A 16420-nucleotide genomic window follows, 5' to 3' on the forward strand; every position below is an offset into this window, starting at 1 on the left:
TATTTCATGTTAGTCTTTTGTCTGGTTATTGTTGTCTTTCTTTTTCTGAGCTTCGGTTTCTTTTTCACGTTTTTCTAAAGGAATAGAATAATCTTTGTCATCATTAATATAAGACATTTGGAAATGCTTGGTGTGTTCTCGACGTAATGCGCGCATAATTGAAATGGTCATTAATAATAAAATAATTGAAAACGGTAAACCAGTAACGACTGAAGCGGTTTGTAAACTAGTTAAACCACCGGCAATCGTCATAGCGACGGAAATAGCACCAATCAGTAAGCCCCAAATGACTTTATGTTTAACTTTAGGGTTCTCATCTCCACCAGTTGCCATGCCAGCCACAATATGCGTTGTTGAATCTGCACTTGTGACGATAAGTAAGAAAATTAAGATGATGGCTAAACCACTTGTAATGTCTGCGAGTGGAAATTTAGATAGTAATTCGAAAAGTGCAACTGTATAATCTTTATCAACAAGTTGAGCAATATTATCTCCACCCATGGCAATTTTTACAGCCATGCCACCGAAGCCAGCAATCCACACAAATGAAATAAGTGGTGGCATAATCAATACACAAATGATAAATTCGCGAATCGTACGACCGCGAGATACTCGAGCAACGAAGCCACCGATAAATGGAGACCAAGAAATAACCCATGCCCAATAGAATACGGTCCATTGCTGAATCCAAGCATTCTTACCAGTATAAGGGTCAATACGTAAACTATACTCAACAAAATGACGAATATAGTCACCGATTGCTAAGGTGTACGATTCTAAAATGAATTTCAAATCTCCGAAAATTAGCATGAATAAAAGTAATACAGCACCTAATATAATGTTGATATTACTCAACCACTTCACGCCTTTATTTAAGCCTGTAATCGCTGATCCTAAGAAAATGCAGACCATCAATATAGTGATAGATATTTTAGTGAAATTTGTATTAGGTACATGAAAGACGTGATTCAGCCCACCACTAATCTGCATAATTCCTAGACCAATCGACGTTGCGATACCCATTACAGTTGAAATAATGGCTAAGATATCGATAATATTTCGAATTGGTCGTTTATAAGCTTCTCCAAAGACAGGTTCCATTGCTGTTGAAATTAACCCATCTCGTTTTTTGCGAAATTGGAAGTATGCTACTATTAATCCCGCCATAGCGAAGATAGACCATTGTGAGATGCCCCAATGGAAGAAGGTGTATCCCATCGCAAGTCGTGCAGATTCTGCCGATTGGTCTGAAACTTTTTCTGGAAAAGGTGAATGAAGGTAGTGCGTGAGAGGTTCAGCTACACCCCAAAAGACGATACCGACACCAAGACCAGCAGAAAATAACATACCTAGCCAAGATAAGAATGAAAATTCAGGTTCTTCATCATCGCTACCCAATTTAAAACGACCATAACGAGAAATAGCTAAAGCAATTAAAAAGATATCTAGAATAAATATAATAAGTAAGAATAGCCAACCGAATGAATTAGAAATAAAGTCATAGACACTTTGTGCGTGTGCCCCGAAGGCTTTAGGAAAGAACCCAGCAGTTGCAGTAATGATAAAAATAATAATTACAGATATAAAATAAACTAATTTATTGTTCTTTTTTCGCTTATCCGTCATCTTTCAATTAAGTCATCCCTTTGTTTTAGTTATTTAGTATGAGTATAACTATAAATTTGAGTTTTTTCAAAATTCAATCTTTTTAAAATTTAATTATATTGAGGACAAGGATGAAAACTTTTTCCAAAGTAATAAATTGAATATCTGAAATGCTATAATTGTTATGAATTTAGAACAATATTTAAGAAAAGAAGGTATATCATGTCGAACTATGTCATTACTAATGGAAGAATTTATACAGAAGAACAAGTTATTGAAAATGGATATCTTGTAGTAGAAGATGGTAAAATAAGTGATATTCAAGAAGGCGAGTATACAGGCGATTTACAACAAGTAGATGCTAAAGGACAAAATATCTTACCAGGATTTATCGATATTCACATTCATGGCGGATACGGTGAAGATGCTATGGACGCGTCATATGAAGGATTGAAACATTTAGCAGAACAATTGTTATCGGAAGGCACAACGACGTTCTTAGCGACAACAATGACACAATCAGACGAGAACATTGAAAAAGCGTTGAAAAATATTGTGGCTTATCAAGCGGACCAACAAAAAGGTGAGGCAGCAGAAATCGGTGGTGTTCATTTAGAAGGACCATTTATTTCAGAACATAAAGTAGGCGCGCAAAATCCAAAATATGTACAACGTCCTTCAGTAACTAAAATTCAACATTTCCAAGAAATTGCGAACGGACAAATTAAAATCATAACATTTGCGCCAGAAGTAGAAGGTGCGCATGAAACATTAAATGCCTTACATGACGATATCATCTTCTCAATGGGACACACAGTAGCTACATTTGATGAAGCAAACGAAGCGGTTGAACATGGCGCTAAACACATTACTCATCTTTATAATGCAGCAACACCATTTGAACATCGTGATCCAGGTGTCTTTGGTGCAGCATGGACAAATAAAGGCTTAAATACTGAAATCATTGTTGATGGGGTACATTCACATCCTGCTTCAGTTAATATTGCCTATAAACAAAAAGGCAATGAACATATGTATTTAATTACAGACGCTATGCGCGCTAAAGGCATGAAAGACGGTGAATATGACTTAGGCGGTCAAAACGTTATCGTTAAAGGTAAAGAAGCAAGATTAGCAAGTGGTGCTTTAGCAGGTAGTATTCTAAGAATGAATGATGGCCTACGTAATTTAATGACGTATACACATGATTCATTGGAGAATTTATGGCGTGTAGCTAGTTTAAACCAAGCGAAAGCATTGAAAATTGATGATATTAAAGGTAGTTTAGCGATTGGTAAAGACGCGGATATCGTTATAGCAAATAATGAAATTGAAATTAGTAAAACAATTAAAGCGGGCACAATTCATCACTTTTAAGACTACCCGCATAGTCAAAATATGAAAAATTGAAAGATGAGTTATATATAGAGTTGTTGACTTGTAGACAAAGTCATACAAATACAAAGACTGTCAGAAAACCCTTGTCAATCGAGGAAATGAAATGCGTAACGACGGGAGTTTACTAAAAGTAAATGAGCTAGGTACGCATAAAGTGACAAAGAGTGAAAGGGTTTGTCTACAGTCTGATGCGCACACATATTGTGCGCATTTATATTTTTATAGGTTTAAAATTGTGAAAATAAGTGAATATAAAAATTAACTATGTGAAAAATTAAAATCTTAATAAGAAAGGGGGCTATCACGGTGCAACATGACTTAAGATTTCCAAGTGCAAAAAATTTCTTCACAACTTTGGGATGGTTGTCTGTTATAGCTTTAATCGCTGTACTTGTACTTAACTTACTTGTTTATAGCACGTTTAACAGTTTTAGTGATTTTCATTTACACTTCAACTTACATCAAACTGAATTAATCTTCGCAATTACTTTTGCGATTATTGCAATTGTAAGTATTATTATGTCTTTAATTTTAAAATTATTTAAACATTCATAATAGATAACTAAAGGACAGTATTCAAAGGTTTTAAAACTTCGAATACTGTCCTATTTTTATTTCAAATTATTATAAATAATGTCATCAACAATGATTTCTACATTTGGATGATTGTGTAATATAGATGCTGGTAAATCCTCTGTCGTCTCTTCCTCTAATAAACGACGAATTGCTTCTTGTTTACGTTCTCCAAATGCGAGTAAAATAATACGTTTAGCACGCATAATTGATTTTAATCCCATAGATACAGCTTGTTTTGGAACATCTTCAATTGTATCGAAATTCACACTATTGGCTTTAACGGTTGAATCAGTTAAATCTACCACACGTGTTTCGCTTTCGAAAGACGTGCCAGGTTCATTGAAACCGATATGACCATTTTCTCCAATTCCTAATAATTGAATATCTGGGTTACCAATTGATTTTAAAAGTTCTTCATAGCGTTTAGCCTCAGATTCTAAATCGTCCGCTTTACCTTGAGGAATGTGAATATGAGAAGCTTGCCAACTAGAATTGTGATCAAACAATAACTGATGCATATAGGTATGATAACTTTGAGAATGTTCAGGTTCTAACCCTACATATTCATCTAAATTGAACGTTTGCACTTCGTTTAAATCTGTATTATTTGCTTCCAATAATTCAGAAAAACGTGGATAAACATCTGTCATCGTATTTCCTGTAGCTAACCCGAGAATTGCTTTAGGATTGTCTTGAATTAATTTTAAAAGTTCAATGGCTACATAGTCACTGGCGATGGTTTTATTTTTTAAATTAATCAATTTCATCATATAAACGCCTCCATACGTTTATTCAACAAAGGGCTTTTAATAATTTACTTATGTATTAAAAGTATACCCAAGTAATGTTATTTCAGTGTAAGTTAACCTTAAAATCTTACTAATATGTATAGGTATAAGATTAAATAATTACTATAAATTCTATTAAAATAACTATGCTAAGATAGATGATGAGAACAATATAAAGAGGAATTATATATGAAACTATTAAAAATTATTGGCATGTTTATTTTAGCAATTTTAATTATGGGAGTTACGCAAGGTATTACGTTACTGTTTGATGACTTTATTAAATTTTTAGGTATTGGCGTAATATTATCAGGTATATTTTATGTTATTTTTGCCTTTTTTGTAGTGCGATTTTTTATTAAAAGAGTATTTAAAGATAATTTAGAATCGTATCGTATTACTGCACCTAAATTTCATAAAACATATGTTTTACTTGGTTTAGGATTACCGATTTTAGTTTATACTGTTTATTTCATTTTTGTACCTGGTGACTTTAAAGTTCATCATTTTAATTCGTTAAACGAAACAATGCGTATGATATTTTGGCCAATCTTTGTAACTGCATTGGGTGGTGGCATCGTTGAAGAAATGGTATGTCGTGGTTTCTTGATGGGGTATATTGAGAAGAAAACGAATATTAAAGTGGCTATCATTTCGACATCGGTCTTTTTTGGTGTGATCCATGTATTGAATGGCGCGCTCAATATAAGTAGCTTTTTCCTATTATTGATTAGTGGCACTTTAGTAGGTCTCATGTTTGCTTTAGCAACTTATAAATTTAATACGATTTGGGCAAGTATTACCTTGCATTTCTTTTGGAATCTTTTTCAAATTATCTTTATCACTGAAAAAGAAAGCAACGCTGCAGTATGGCAATATGTATTACATACGAACAATATAGCTATATCAGGCAATCAGTTTGGCTTCGAAGCTTCAATTATATCGATATTTGGCTACCTTGTTGTCATCTTATTATTACTAAGAGTTAGAAGAAACGCTAACAGCTAATACGACTTAGTTGAGTTACTTAAGAAAGGTTTAAAGTTACTGAGAAGTTCACTATACTTAAAATGTAATGCATTAAAATTAAATAAAAGGAGATTTTATATGAAAAAGATAGCATTATTAATTTCAACTTTTATATTAGTTATTACAGTAGCAGGATGTTCATCTTCTGAGGAAAATCACAAAAAAGATAGTGAAACTGAAAATAAACATACTGAGAACAAGGAAAGTCATAATCATAAAATTCCAGAACATATTTTTGATAAAACAACGTCTAATAAAACAATTTCTGAAGCTACTATGAAGAAAGATATAAAAAGATATTTAGATTCTGACAGAAAGCTATTAGATGCTACTGAACCTTATGAAGATAAGTTATATTCTGATGAAAAATTATCTGAAAAACAGCAGAAAAATTATGATAAAGTATTAAATTTACGAATTCAAAATGACGCTAACTTTGCTAAATACATAAAAAACAATAAACTCCCGAATAAAGAATATGAAAAATATAGTAAGAAAATTAGTCAGTATATTACAACATTTAATGACATGGATAATAAAGCTAAAAGTATGTCAAAAAAAGCTGAAGAAAAGTTAGATGAAGATGATTTAAAAGAGTTTAAGAATATATACAAAAATATAGATATTGTTAATGGTCGTGAACAAGATAAAATTGAGAAATTCTTGAAAAAGGAAAATATTAAGACTATCGCTTTTGATAAATAAAACTAACAGGACTCCGCAAACTCGGGGTCCTGTTTTTTAGTATTTGAAATTAAGAAAGATTTAAGCTTGAATTACGTAGAATTTTGTTATGTTATATGTAGGTTACATATTTGGATATTTTATTTTTTGAAAATGACTGCGTCAATTGTGCTTCATTTTCAAGAAAAAAAGTAGTCCTATAAACGGACTACTTAGATAGTTTAACTAAACAATACAGTGAAATAACCAATAAGAATCAATATGCCAGTAACACCATTATGAAGCATGTGGACCATCATACTATCGCGGACATTGCCTCTGCGGTGATATGCAAGGTAAAAGATCATGCCCATAAAGGTATACATTAATACAGCAACCCAATTTGTTGGATTGTGTTGAGAGGCGAAAACAATTGATGAAATAATAAATGGTAACCAGAAGCGACTACGTTTAAAGAGCGTTTCTTTGAAGATGCCACGATAAATCAATTCTTCTAAATATGGAACAATGAACGTAATAGTTAACGCAAATACAATATCTGGGAACACTTGCCCTAATTGGTCTGGAGTAGGTTTACTGTTCATATTGCCAAGTAGCATTTGGTCATTTTTTGTCGTACTTGAGCCTATTACAACTAACATTAATTGAGACATACCAATCACCATTAAGCGTAGTAACACGGCCCAACCAATATTAATCGCAATATCTTTACCTTTAAATTTCTTCGGCTGTTCGTAAGTATGACGTTTATAGTAACGTCTTACAAGCCACACAATAATACCTGTGAAAAGAAGGAAAAGTAACGTAGCAAGCGTGCCAGTTAATAAATCCATGTGAACTGAAAATCCAACAATAAAGCTCATTGTAACGATTGGAATTTCAGCGAGTATGAACCAACCAATAAAGATAAGGATATTCAAAAACTTATTACCTTTAGGATAACGTTCTTCATGAGATTGTGGAGTTTTATCTTGATGTGAGTGTTCAGGATTTGAAGTATATGTATTCCCATTTTCATATTCTGTCATGTTAAACCCACCTTTATTTAATATTTAGAACTTTGAAAACGGATACTGCATTTTGAATGTAACATATATTTGACATTTAATCTATATAAGTCGAGTAAAATTATTTTTAAGAATAAGTGAGTTTTTAATTAAGTAAGTAAAAGATTTCCCAAGAAATAAGGAGGTATATAATGTCACAAGAACAAGTAGAGTCACAAACTAAGTCATCAGATTTTCAAATTTCGCATAAAGCGTATTGGAAATTATTATTACAATCTATTTTTATGATGTTTGTAATGTTTTTCGCTGAATCGATGGTTTTAGGATTAGCAGAAGAGAGTCCTAAATATTTTTGGGTCAGTATTATCCCTATTGTCATCGCATTTTTATTATTATGGGTATTTAAGTTGAAATTATTTAATTTTAGCAAGATTACTAAACAACAATGGATATTAATTATTATTGGTTTCGCTTTAATGTTCGGTGTAGATTATTTATATTCATTCTTCATGCCAGAGACCAACAACGAAAAAGGTTTAGAAGAAGATTATAAAAATGTTCCGATCTTGCTTCAATTTTTATCAATTGGCTTCTTAGGGCCAATCTTAGAAGAAGTTATATTTAGAGGATTACTAATTAAAGGCATATTTAGAGGTGTGCCAATTATCGGAGCTATTGTTTCGGTCATATTATTTGCGGGTGCACATGGGCCAACTACTATTGGAGAATGGTTTGTTTATGGATTTTCTGGCTTAATATTTGTTTTTGCCTATTTGAAGACTGGACGCTTAGAAGTAGCAATATTAACGCATATTTTAAATAATTCTTTTGTTGTCATTCAAAATCATTTCTGGTAAATGAGCAATAATTATCATCATTAATATAAAGAAATGGAGAGGTCTAATAGGTGCACTAGATCTCTCCATTTTAATAGGGTTCCTTATTCACTACCAATTTTTAAATGTTTACCGGGAAGGCTGTGTAATAAATAAGGATCATGCGTAATAATAATTAACTGCAAGTTTTCAATTTCTCGTAAAGTCTGTAAAATCAGTTCTTCATTAATCATATCTAGGTTAGTTGTAGCTTCATCTAAAATAATGACGTCAGGTTCAACTAATAAGGCTTTCGCTATCCATAATCGTTGGAATTGGCCACCACTTAAATTACTTACTTTTTTATTTAATAGCTGTGAGTCTAATTTACATAGCTTCATAGCGTTCTGCATTTTTTCTTCATGTAAGTGTTCAGGGATATGAAAGTTTTTCAAAGGTTGTTTCAATATCCATTCGACCGTTTTTCTAGGATCTAAAGTGTTTGAATTATACTGTGGAATATATTGGATATGTTTCATCCACTCATGGCGTGATACTTTTCCGAGAGTTAAATCCTTGTAGCTTACGACGCCTTGATAGTTATCATCTAAACCTGCGATGATTTGAGCGAGGGTAGACTTACCGCTCCCACTAACACCACTAATAATGATATTCTCATGACTATCGGCTTCATAATTAAAGTTTTTAAATATCGCTTTATCTGAAAATGATTTATTCAACTGTTTAATCTGTAACATATTGATTTCTCCTATTCGAAAGTTCAATCAATTGTCGTGTATAGCTATGTTGAGGGTGCTCTAAAATTTGTGGAGCGGTCCCACTTTCAATGATTTCTCCCTGGTACATAACGCTGATATGTGTGGCGTATTCTCTAACCAAACTTAAATCATGTGTAATAAATAAGCTGGTCATTCCGTGTTCTTGAATGACATGATTTAATAGGCGCATTAAGTTATTACGATTGTCAAAATCTAATGCACTCGTAGGTTCGTCAGCAATCATAAACTTGGCTTCTCTAATAATTGCCATTACTAATGCCACACGTTGTGCCATTCCTCCGCTTAATTGAAAAGGGTAGGCATGAAGTACATCTTCTGCTTGAGTTAAACCTAAATTTCTAAATTGACGTAATACGAATTCACGTTGTTGCTCGCGAGTCATTTTAGAATTAAACGAATCAAATAAGGCATCGAAATGTTTTTGAATACGCACATTTTGGAAGAAATTACTATTGGCATCTTGGAACATAGCGTCTGTTTCATTAAGATTAATTTCAACGTTACCATCGTAGCGTAAATGTGGTTGATACATTTGTAAGGCAGTACGAGATAATAATGATTTACCACTGCCACTTTCACCTACTAAACAATGAAAGCTACCTTCAGTCACGTCTAAATCTATATGTTTTAAAAGCGCAACATCGCCATCGTAGACGGAGACATTTTCCAAATGCAATAAAGGCTTTAACGAATGAAGCGTCGATTCAATATTTGACATATGAGCGCGAATCCTCCTAACAACACACCAGGGAAGAAGAATAGCCATGGTGCAGAATAGAAATAACTCTTACCGTCATAAAGGATAGCGCCTAATTCAGGTAAGGGTGGTTTGACGCCTAATCCAATGAAGGCTAAACCAGAAATACTTAACATTAATTTGCCGAAATCTGCGGTTACGAGTGCCATGACGTTACTTAAAAGATGTGGAATAACGTGATGGATGGTCGTTTGAACTTTAGATAAGCCGCTTATAGATGCATATTTCACAAAGGGTTGCGTTTGTGCATCGCGAGCTAAATTTCTGAAATAACGTAAATAACGACCTAACCAGCCGATAATGAGTGCTAAGCATAAACCGACAATCGAATTATTAACAAAGCCAAGGACAACAAGGGCAATGATAATCGCAGGAAGCGCAATTAACATATCAGCTGCCGCCATTATCATGGAATCGAACCAACGTCCGATAAGTGCAGACATCAATCCTAGGATGAGGCCAAGGACGACCGTCCCAATTAAAATGAGCGTGGTTAACCCAAGTGTGACCATGCTGCCGACAAAAAGTCGTGTTAAGAAGTCGCGTCCTAAATCGTCTGTACCTAGTAAATGATGTAAGCTAGGTGGAATTAACGCCTCTGATTGATGAATGTCATTCGCATTATCATATAAGGCATAGGCGAGTATTGCGAGACCTACAATAATGACAGGCCATATCCAATATTTAATCTTCATAAGTTATACGGCCTCCTAACTTTTTAGACATTCTTAAGCGCGGATCACTTTTCTCTAGTAAAATGTCGCCAAGGAAATTGAGCACCATAATAATTAAGATAATAATCATTAAGATACCTTGAATTAATGGATAATCGCGCAAATTAATACTATTGATTAACAGTTTACCTAATCCTGAAATACTGAAAATCACTTCTAGAATAATGACGCGACTAAATAAGTGAATAAAATTATTAATCGTAATTGTTAATAATGGCGCTAATATTTCTTTGATTTGTACATAAATGCGATCTTTCAATTTAAATTGTCGTAGTAGCGCTAATTGATAAGGTTGATTGTGTAGCGTACGCTCGAAAAGATGACTACTTAATAAAATCATATGGCTACCTTCCACTAACACTAATATAGTGATAGGAAGCACAAAATATTGCCAACTATTACTACCTACGAATGGGAATAAATGCCATTTTACACCAAAGTAATAGATGAAAATGATGGCTAGCCAATACTCAGGTAATGAGGTAATAAGTTGAGAAACTCGCATAGTGAATTTCGACCATTTAGAACGCGGATGATTACCACATAAATAGCCAATGACATATCCGAGTGGGAATAAGATAATCGCTGAGCCAAGAATAAGTTTTAACGTTGGTGCCATTGCTTGAGTGATACGGTCAGTTACTGGCTCGCCATTACTAAAACTTGTACCTAAGTCACCTGTGAACGCATGACCAAGCCATTGTACATAACGAACAGGCATGGATTGGCTAAGTCCTAACTTGTCTTGTGCCATTTTAATGCGTTCTGGTGTGATTTGTGCGACGCCATGTTCTTGTAAATATTGAACGGCAGGGTTGCCGGTTGTATTTTCCAAAAGAACAAATAGAATAAATGAAATGACGACTAAGTAAATCACTAATTTTATAAATTGTTTAATAATATTATTCATTGTTCTTTACCTTCAATTTATCAAAATTTATAGGTGCATCTGTCTGACCAGAAAATTCAAAATTGCTGATTTTAGGTGTCGTTACAAAGGTTTCGTTTGGATAAGAAATTGGCACTGCTAAGTATTGATGATCAATATAGTTAGATAATTTGTCGAAAGCACTTTGACGTTGTTGCATATTAATGATTGTAGGGAACTTTTTAATCATCTCGGTTAATTTCGAATCATCTGCGAATGCGCCTGGTTGATGATCTGCTTGTTTGAAACGTGCATTTAAGAAATTATATGGCATTAAAGCATTAGTATAGGTACGGTAATAGATAAGGTCGAAGTCTTTACGTACTGTTAAGGTTTCGTAATATGTTTGAGAATCTAAGATGTTGATGTCTAATTTGATGCCCACTTTTTTCAATGCTTGTTGCATAATTTCAGCTTTGGTTTTCCACTCTGGAAATTCATCGGTTTGAAGTGCAAGTTTAAGTGACAGTACTTTGCCATCCTTTTCAAAATAACCGTTAGAATTCTTCTTATAGCCTACTTCTTTAATCAATTTCTCTGATTCTGAAGGGTCGTATGTATGATCGTGTTGATTACTTGAATTGACATATCGCACGTCACTTTGGAATAACCCTTTGAGTTTCTTGTTATGTGACAAGTCGTTAGTATCTATCGCCTTACTAATAGCCTCACGGATGCGTTTATCTTTTAAGACTTTATTTTGAGGATTAAAGCCCATAAATTGCGTTTCTGTACTTGGATACGTATGAACTTTTAAATCTTTGTTGCGATAAGATTCTTTAACTTGTTGTGGCGTCATCTGACCTAATGCACCGCCTGCAATATCGATAGAACGACTTTCGATGGCTAAATGTCTCGAATCACTATCTTCAATTGATTGGAAAGTTAGATCGTAATCGAGAGGGTGGCCATTATGGTAATACTGGTTCGGTTTAAACGTCACTGTTTCATTCGTTGAGTCGGCCACTTTGAATGGACCTGTACCAATTGCTTTCTCGAATTTACCAGTTGTCGCGCCATCTTTCACTGCATGAGGACTCATGATGCGAAGCGGTCTGATTTGAGTGAGTTCAGGCAATACTTGGTTAGATGGCTCTTTCAATTTAATTTCCACCGTATATTTATCCTTAATATTGACCGATTGTAATTTATCTAGTGTTTCCATTGGGTCCGTTTTATCTGTCGCTTTCGCTCTCTCTATTGAAAATTTGACCGCTGACGCGTCAAAATCAGAACCATCATTAAATTTCACATTGCGCTTAAGATGGAAAATATAATCCTTACCATCATCTGAAGCCTTCCACGATGTAGCAAGGCCTGGTTCAATTTTGCCCCCTTTGCCATAAGTCACGAGCGGTTGATAAACCGCACTATACACAGGCATAGGCACATCAAATGCTTGCGCATCTAAATGTTTGGGGTTAAATTCACGGGGAAGTGACACTTTAACTTCTTTTTTATCATCATTATGTGTCGCACAACCACTTAAAATAAGCATGGCACACATAGAAAGTGAATAGAATACACGCTTTTTCAAAACTTTACCTACTTTCCATTGTATTCATTCATATATATTTTATATTAGATTTGCATACAGAATTAATTTTTATAACAACACACATTATTATATGATACAACTTACACAACTATTATAAAAGTTGAAATTAGAAATCTGAAGATTGAAGAGTTAGAACAAGGTGAGAAAAAGAGGAACTTACATAGAATCTCAAAAAAGAAAAAAGGGCACGAAGCCCTCTTTCACAAATAAATATTTTAATGTGTTTCGCCTAATGCGATTTTGGCGTCTTCGTCTCTTGATATGGCTTTAATCGCAGCTGTTAAGCCTTTAGCAATCGTTTCGATAGACATTGAAGGTTTTTCAGGTTTATCTGTCACTTGTTCTGGAATAAATGGCACATGAATGAAACCAAATAATAAACCAGGATAAGATTTATCTGCTAAGTAACCTAATTGATATAAAACATGGTTACATACGAATGTACCTGCTGTATTTGATAAGCTTGCGGGAACGCCGGCTTGTTTAATGGCTTCTGTCATCTTCTTAACTGGTAAGTTTGAGAAGTAAGCAGGTGCGCCATCTTCTTGAATAGCGACATCAATAGGTTGATTTCCTTTGTTATCTGCAATACGTGCGTCATCAATGTTAATGCCAACGCGTTCTGGTGTTAAATCGTAACGTCCGCCAGCTTGCCCGATAGCTAATACAGCATCATAGCCTCCTTTAGCTAACTCTTTATCCACTGCCTCTTTTGATTCATGGAAGACAGTTGGGATTTCTAACTTTGTAATCGTATGCTCGCCGATGTGGTCCTCCAATTGTTTCACTGCTTCTAATGCTGGATTGATTTTTTCGCCACCGAATGGATCAAATGCTGTTACTAGAATATTCATAATTCATTTCCTCCTTTAATTTTCAAAAAGCCCAGAAATACATCAATGCAATATGAATAACGATTAATGTGAGTGCGATAGGGGCTTGTGCCTTAATAACGCCAAATTCTTCTTTCATTTCTAATAATGCGACAGGTAGTGTGTTGAAGTTTGCGGCCATAGGTGTAAGCAATGTACCACAGAAACCGCCTGTCATCGCTAATGCACCGGCAATGACTGGGTCGCCACCTTGAGCAATCACGAATGGAATACCTATACTTGCAGTAATTACTGTAAAGGCTGCGAAAGCATTACCCATCAACACTGTGAAGAGCACCATGCCTAGGATATAAGCAGTAGCACCTAAAAGATGGTTGCCTTCAGGTAAGAATGAAGAAATCCCTTTAGAGATAACTTGGCCAACGCCACTTGCTGTAAAGAGTACGCCAAGGGCTGCTAAGAATTGTGGCAGAATCCCTGTTGTACCGACTTGTTGCGTCAAGCGGTCGCTATCATATAGCACGTAAGATAATTTAGGTTTAATAATAAGTAGGGCTGCGATTAAGCCAATGACTGATGAAATGCCTAAACCAATTGCGCCACCTAGAGGCGTCCAGTTTGAAATAATGACTGCCACTACAGCTAAGACAAGGGCTGGAATAAAGAGTTTATTACCGTATTTATCTGACCCTTTTTCGACTTCTTTATCAGTCACATCAATAATATTTTTAATTTTAACTTGTTTGAAAAGGGTCAACGCACCCATACAAAGTACTAGGACGCCGTTAATAGCATTTGGAATATAAGGTCCAGCGATGAAAAGGACGGCTAAGATAGTCCAGAATGCTGCAGTACCTATACTTTTAGATTTATCAGTTGCGCGTAGAGCACGATAAGCAGTGTATAAAAATTGTAAACCAATTAGGATATAGAAAATTTCTAAAATGTGATTTAATGTAGCCTCATTCATGCTGTTTCACCTCTTTATGTCCATATTTTTTATTGAAATAACGATCTAGTAAGATATTTTTAACCCAAACTAATAGAAGGGTAATGATTGCGATAGGGATTGAAGCGAGTACTAAGCTAATTGCGTTTGCTTTAATATGTAGAGATTGGAACGTACCTACCATTAATAAAATACCTGCTGCGCCAACAAATAGATTTTGGCCGAAGAAGTTACCATAGTTTTCCATTGCAGAGGCTTCAGCTTTTAATTTTTCGATATCTTTAGCATCGACATCTTTTTCAGATAGGTTATAACGTGTGCGCAGGGCACCTTGTACCATTGGGTTGATTAAAGGTCTAACAAATTGAGGATGACCACCGATACGTATTGAAGCTACGCCAGCGATTTCACGGATAATTAAATATAAAGTGAGAAGGCGACCGGCTGTTATTTTCTTGACGTTGCTAATCAGTTTAGAAGCTTGTTGCTTTAAACCGAAACGTTCAATTAAACCGACCATCGGAAGAGTTAACATAAATAAAGTTACAAGTCGTTGATCGACAAAGGCTTTGCCAAGTGTAGAAAGCACATCAACGATATCCATACCAGCAACCAGACCAGTAACGACTGCTGCTATTAAAATAATTGCGATTGTATCGAATTTGAGAATGAAGCCAATAATGATAATTAAAATACCAATTAATTTAAGCCATTCCATAAAACCACTCCTTTGATGTAATAACTTGATTTAGGTAATACAAAAGATAAAAGTTTTAATTTTCTTAATATTAGCATAACTATTTTTGATAATGAAGTGCATTTAAAATAAAAAGAATAATATTTTGAAATATGAGGATATTAGAGAAGAAATATTTAAAAATGGATAATATTTTATGAAAGTTTTGTGGATATAAATATCTATTTAAAGTAATTTTATACTTATGTGATAAAATTTACTTGTAAATTAAAGGAGGAATGTTTTATGGCAAAAACAGCAGTTATTACAGGTTCAGCCGCAGGTTTAGGTAAAGGAATTGCAGAACGTTTAGCAAATGATGGATTTAATATCGTGCTTCAAGATATTAATCAAGACACACTACTAAAAACTGAGGAAGAATTTAAAGGCAAAGGTTTTAACGTTGTAGCTTTCCATAGTGACGTTTCTAAAAAGAAAGAACAAGAGGAACTCGTTCAATTTGCAGTTGCAGAATTTGGTCAAATTGATGTCTTTGTAAACAATGCTGGTGTTGACGCAGTATCTTCAATTTTAGAAATTACTGAAGACGAATTAGACAAATTATTCCATATTAACGTTTATGGAACACTTTTCGGCATTCAAGCAGCAGCGAAACAATTTATTAAACAAAATAGTAAAGGTAAAATCATTAACGCATGTAGTATCGCCGGACACGAATCTTATGAAGTGCTAGGTACATATTGTGCTACAAAATATTCAGTGCGTTCATTCACACAAACAGCAGCTAAAGAATTAGCTGAAAAAGGTATTACAGTCAATGCTTACTGCCCAGGCGTAGCTAAAACTGAAATGTGGGATCGTATCGATGCAGCCATGGTTGAATTAGATGACAGCTTAAAACCAGGCGATGCCTTCGAACAATTCTCATCAGCAATCAAATTAGGACGCTACCAAGAACCAAAAGATGTGGCAGCTTTAGTATCATTCTTAGCTTCACCAGATTCAGACTACATCACAGGACAAGCCATCCTTACAGACGGTGGATTAGTGTACAGATAAACCGAATATAGAATTGAAACATTTAAAGGACTCAGTTCCAAGCATAAAAACTCCCCTCAACAATATATGAAGAGGGGAGTTTATCTTTATATATTGATAAAACTATACGTAGTATCCCTGTTTCTTTCGTGATACAATGATTATATAAATGAGAAACATTCTCAATTAATTACATAATTATATATCACAGTAAGGGAGTGTAT

The 16420-nt window shown here is 34.4% G+C and carries 17 protein-coding genes; 6 read left to right on the forward strand and 11 right to left on the reverse strand.

What is annotated here, in order from left to right; genetic code table 11:
- Nucleotides 1-9 precede the first annotated feature (9 nt).
- Nucleotides 10-1626 (reverse strand): BCCT family transporter, encoded by a 1617-nt coding sequence (locus tag CD127_RS02715; protein WP_103365677.1) that lies wholly within the window; start codon nt 1624-1626, stop codon nt 10-12.
- 201 nt (nt 1627-1827) lie between these two features.
- On the opposite strand from CD127_RS02715, the gene nagA reads away from it, so the two are divergent.
- A complete protein-coding gene (gene nagA / locus CD127_RS02720) occupies nt 1828-2982 on the forward strand; it encodes an N-acetylglucosamine-6-phosphate deacetylase (RefSeq protein ID WP_103365678.1) in 1155 nt (384 codons plus the stop codon).
- A gap of 327 nt (nt 2983-3309) precedes the next feature.
- Entirely contained in the window at nt 3310-3558 is a 249-nt protein-coding gene (locus CD127_RS02725) for a hypothetical protein (protein ID WP_103297365.1), read from the forward strand.
- Between the two features lie 56 nt (nt 3559-3614).
- Here the strand turns inward: CD127_RS02725 and nagB are convergent, their stop codons facing one another.
- A complete protein-coding gene (gene nagB, locus CD127_RS02730; protein ID WP_103365701.1) occupies nt 3615-4346 on the reverse strand; it encodes a glucosamine-6-phosphate deaminase in 732 nt (243 codons plus the stop codon).
- A gap of 210 nt (nt 4347-4556) precedes the next feature.
- Between nagB and CD127_RS02735 the strand changes: the two genes are divergently transcribed.
- Together CD127_RS02735 and CD127_RS02740 are read left to right on the forward strand one after the other, a co-directional pair.
- Complete coding sequence (locus tag CD127_RS02735) at nt 4557-5375, forward strand: CPBP family intramembrane glutamic endopeptidase (protein WP_103365679.1); 819 nt, start codon at nt 4557-4559, stop codon at nt 5373-5375.
- Between the two features lie 99 nt (nt 5376-5474).
- The gene (locus CD127_RS02740; protein WP_103365680.1) at nt 5475-6101 is read left to right on the forward strand and encodes an NDxxF motif lipoprotein; all 627 of its coding nucleotides are present in this window, start codon (nt 5475-5477) and stop codon (nt 6099-6101) included.
- Nucleotides 6102-6301: 200 nt separating this feature from the next.
- On the opposite strand, the gene CD127_RS02745 is transcribed toward CD127_RS02740, so the two are convergent.
- Complete coding sequence (locus CD127_RS02745; RefSeq protein WP_103365681.1) at nt 6302-7108, reverse strand: CPBP family intramembrane glutamic endopeptidase; 807 nt, start codon at nt 7106-7108, stop codon at nt 6302-6304.
- A gap of 170 nt (nt 7109-7278) precedes the next feature.
- On the opposite strand from CD127_RS02745, the gene CD127_RS02750 reads away from it, so the two are divergent.
- Nucleotides 7279-7944: a CPBP family intramembrane glutamic endopeptidase gene (locus CD127_RS02750; protein ID WP_103365682.1), complete on the forward strand. Its 666-nt coding sequence runs from the start codon at nt 7279-7281 to the stop codon at nt 7942-7944.
- 83 nt (nt 7945-8027) lie between these two features.
- Here CD127_RS02750 and CD127_RS02755 read toward each other — a convergent pair whose 3' ends face one another.
- From CD127_RS02755 to CD127_RS02790, 8 genes are all read right to left on the reverse strand, one after another.
- Nucleotides 8028-8660, reverse strand: a complete 633-nt coding sequence (locus CD127_RS02755; protein ID WP_103365683.1) for an ATP-binding cassette domain-containing protein — start codon at nt 8658-8660, stop codon at nt 8028-8030.
- Nucleotides 8647-9420, reverse strand: coding sequence for an ATP-binding cassette domain-containing protein (locus CD127_RS02760; RefSeq protein WP_103365684.1), 774 nt, complete (start codon nt 9418-9420; stop codon nt 8647-8649). The genes CD127_RS02755 and CD127_RS02760 overlap by 14 nt, the downstream gene beginning before the upstream one ends.
- Nucleotides 9387-10154: an ABC transporter permease gene (locus CD127_RS02765; RefSeq protein WP_103365685.1), complete on the reverse strand. Its 768-nt coding sequence runs from the start codon at nt 10152-10154 to the stop codon at nt 9387-9389. The genes CD127_RS02760 and CD127_RS02765 overlap by 34 nt, the downstream gene beginning before the upstream one ends.
- Nucleotides 10144-11103: an ABC transporter permease gene (locus CD127_RS02770; protein WP_103296968.1), complete on the reverse strand. Its 960-nt coding sequence runs from the start codon at nt 11101-11103 to the stop codon at nt 10144-10146. The genes CD127_RS02765 and CD127_RS02770 overlap by 11 nt, the downstream gene beginning before the upstream one ends.
- Entirely contained in the window at nt 11096-12658 is a 1563-nt protein-coding gene (locus CD127_RS02775) for an ABC transporter substrate-binding protein (RefSeq protein WP_103365686.1), read from the reverse strand. Before CD127_RS02775 ends, CD127_RS02770 begins: the two co-directional genes overlap by 8 nt.
- A gap of 236 nt (nt 12659-12894) precedes the next feature.
- Complete coding sequence (pcp, locus tag CD127_RS02780) at nt 12895-13533, reverse strand: pyroglutamyl-peptidase I (protein WP_103365687.1); 639 nt, start codon at nt 13531-13533, stop codon at nt 12895-12897.
- 22 nt (nt 13534-13555) lie between these two features.
- Complete coding sequence (locus CD127_RS02785) at nt 13556-14482, reverse strand: DUF979 domain-containing protein (RefSeq protein WP_103297973.1); 927 nt, start codon at nt 14480-14482, stop codon at nt 13556-13558.
- Nucleotides 14475-15179, reverse strand: a complete 705-nt coding sequence (locus tag CD127_RS02790; RefSeq protein WP_103365688.1) for a DUF969 domain-containing protein — start codon at nt 15177-15179, stop codon at nt 14475-14477. Before CD127_RS02790 ends, CD127_RS02785 begins: the two co-directional genes overlap by 8 nt.
- A 264-nt stretch (nt 15180-15443) precedes the next feature.
- On the opposite strand from CD127_RS02790, the gene CD127_RS02795 reads away from it, so the two are divergent.
- Nucleotides 15444-16217: an acetoin reductase gene (locus tag CD127_RS02795; protein WP_103298635.1), complete on the forward strand. Its 774-nt coding sequence runs from the start codon at nt 15444-15446 to the stop codon at nt 16215-16217.
- Nucleotides 16218-16420: the final 203 nt, after the last annotated feature.

The organism is Staphylococcus petrasii (assembly GCF_002902565.1).
Lineage (GTDB): Bacteria > Bacillota > Bacilli > Staphylococcales > Staphylococcaceae > Staphylococcus > Staphylococcus petrasii.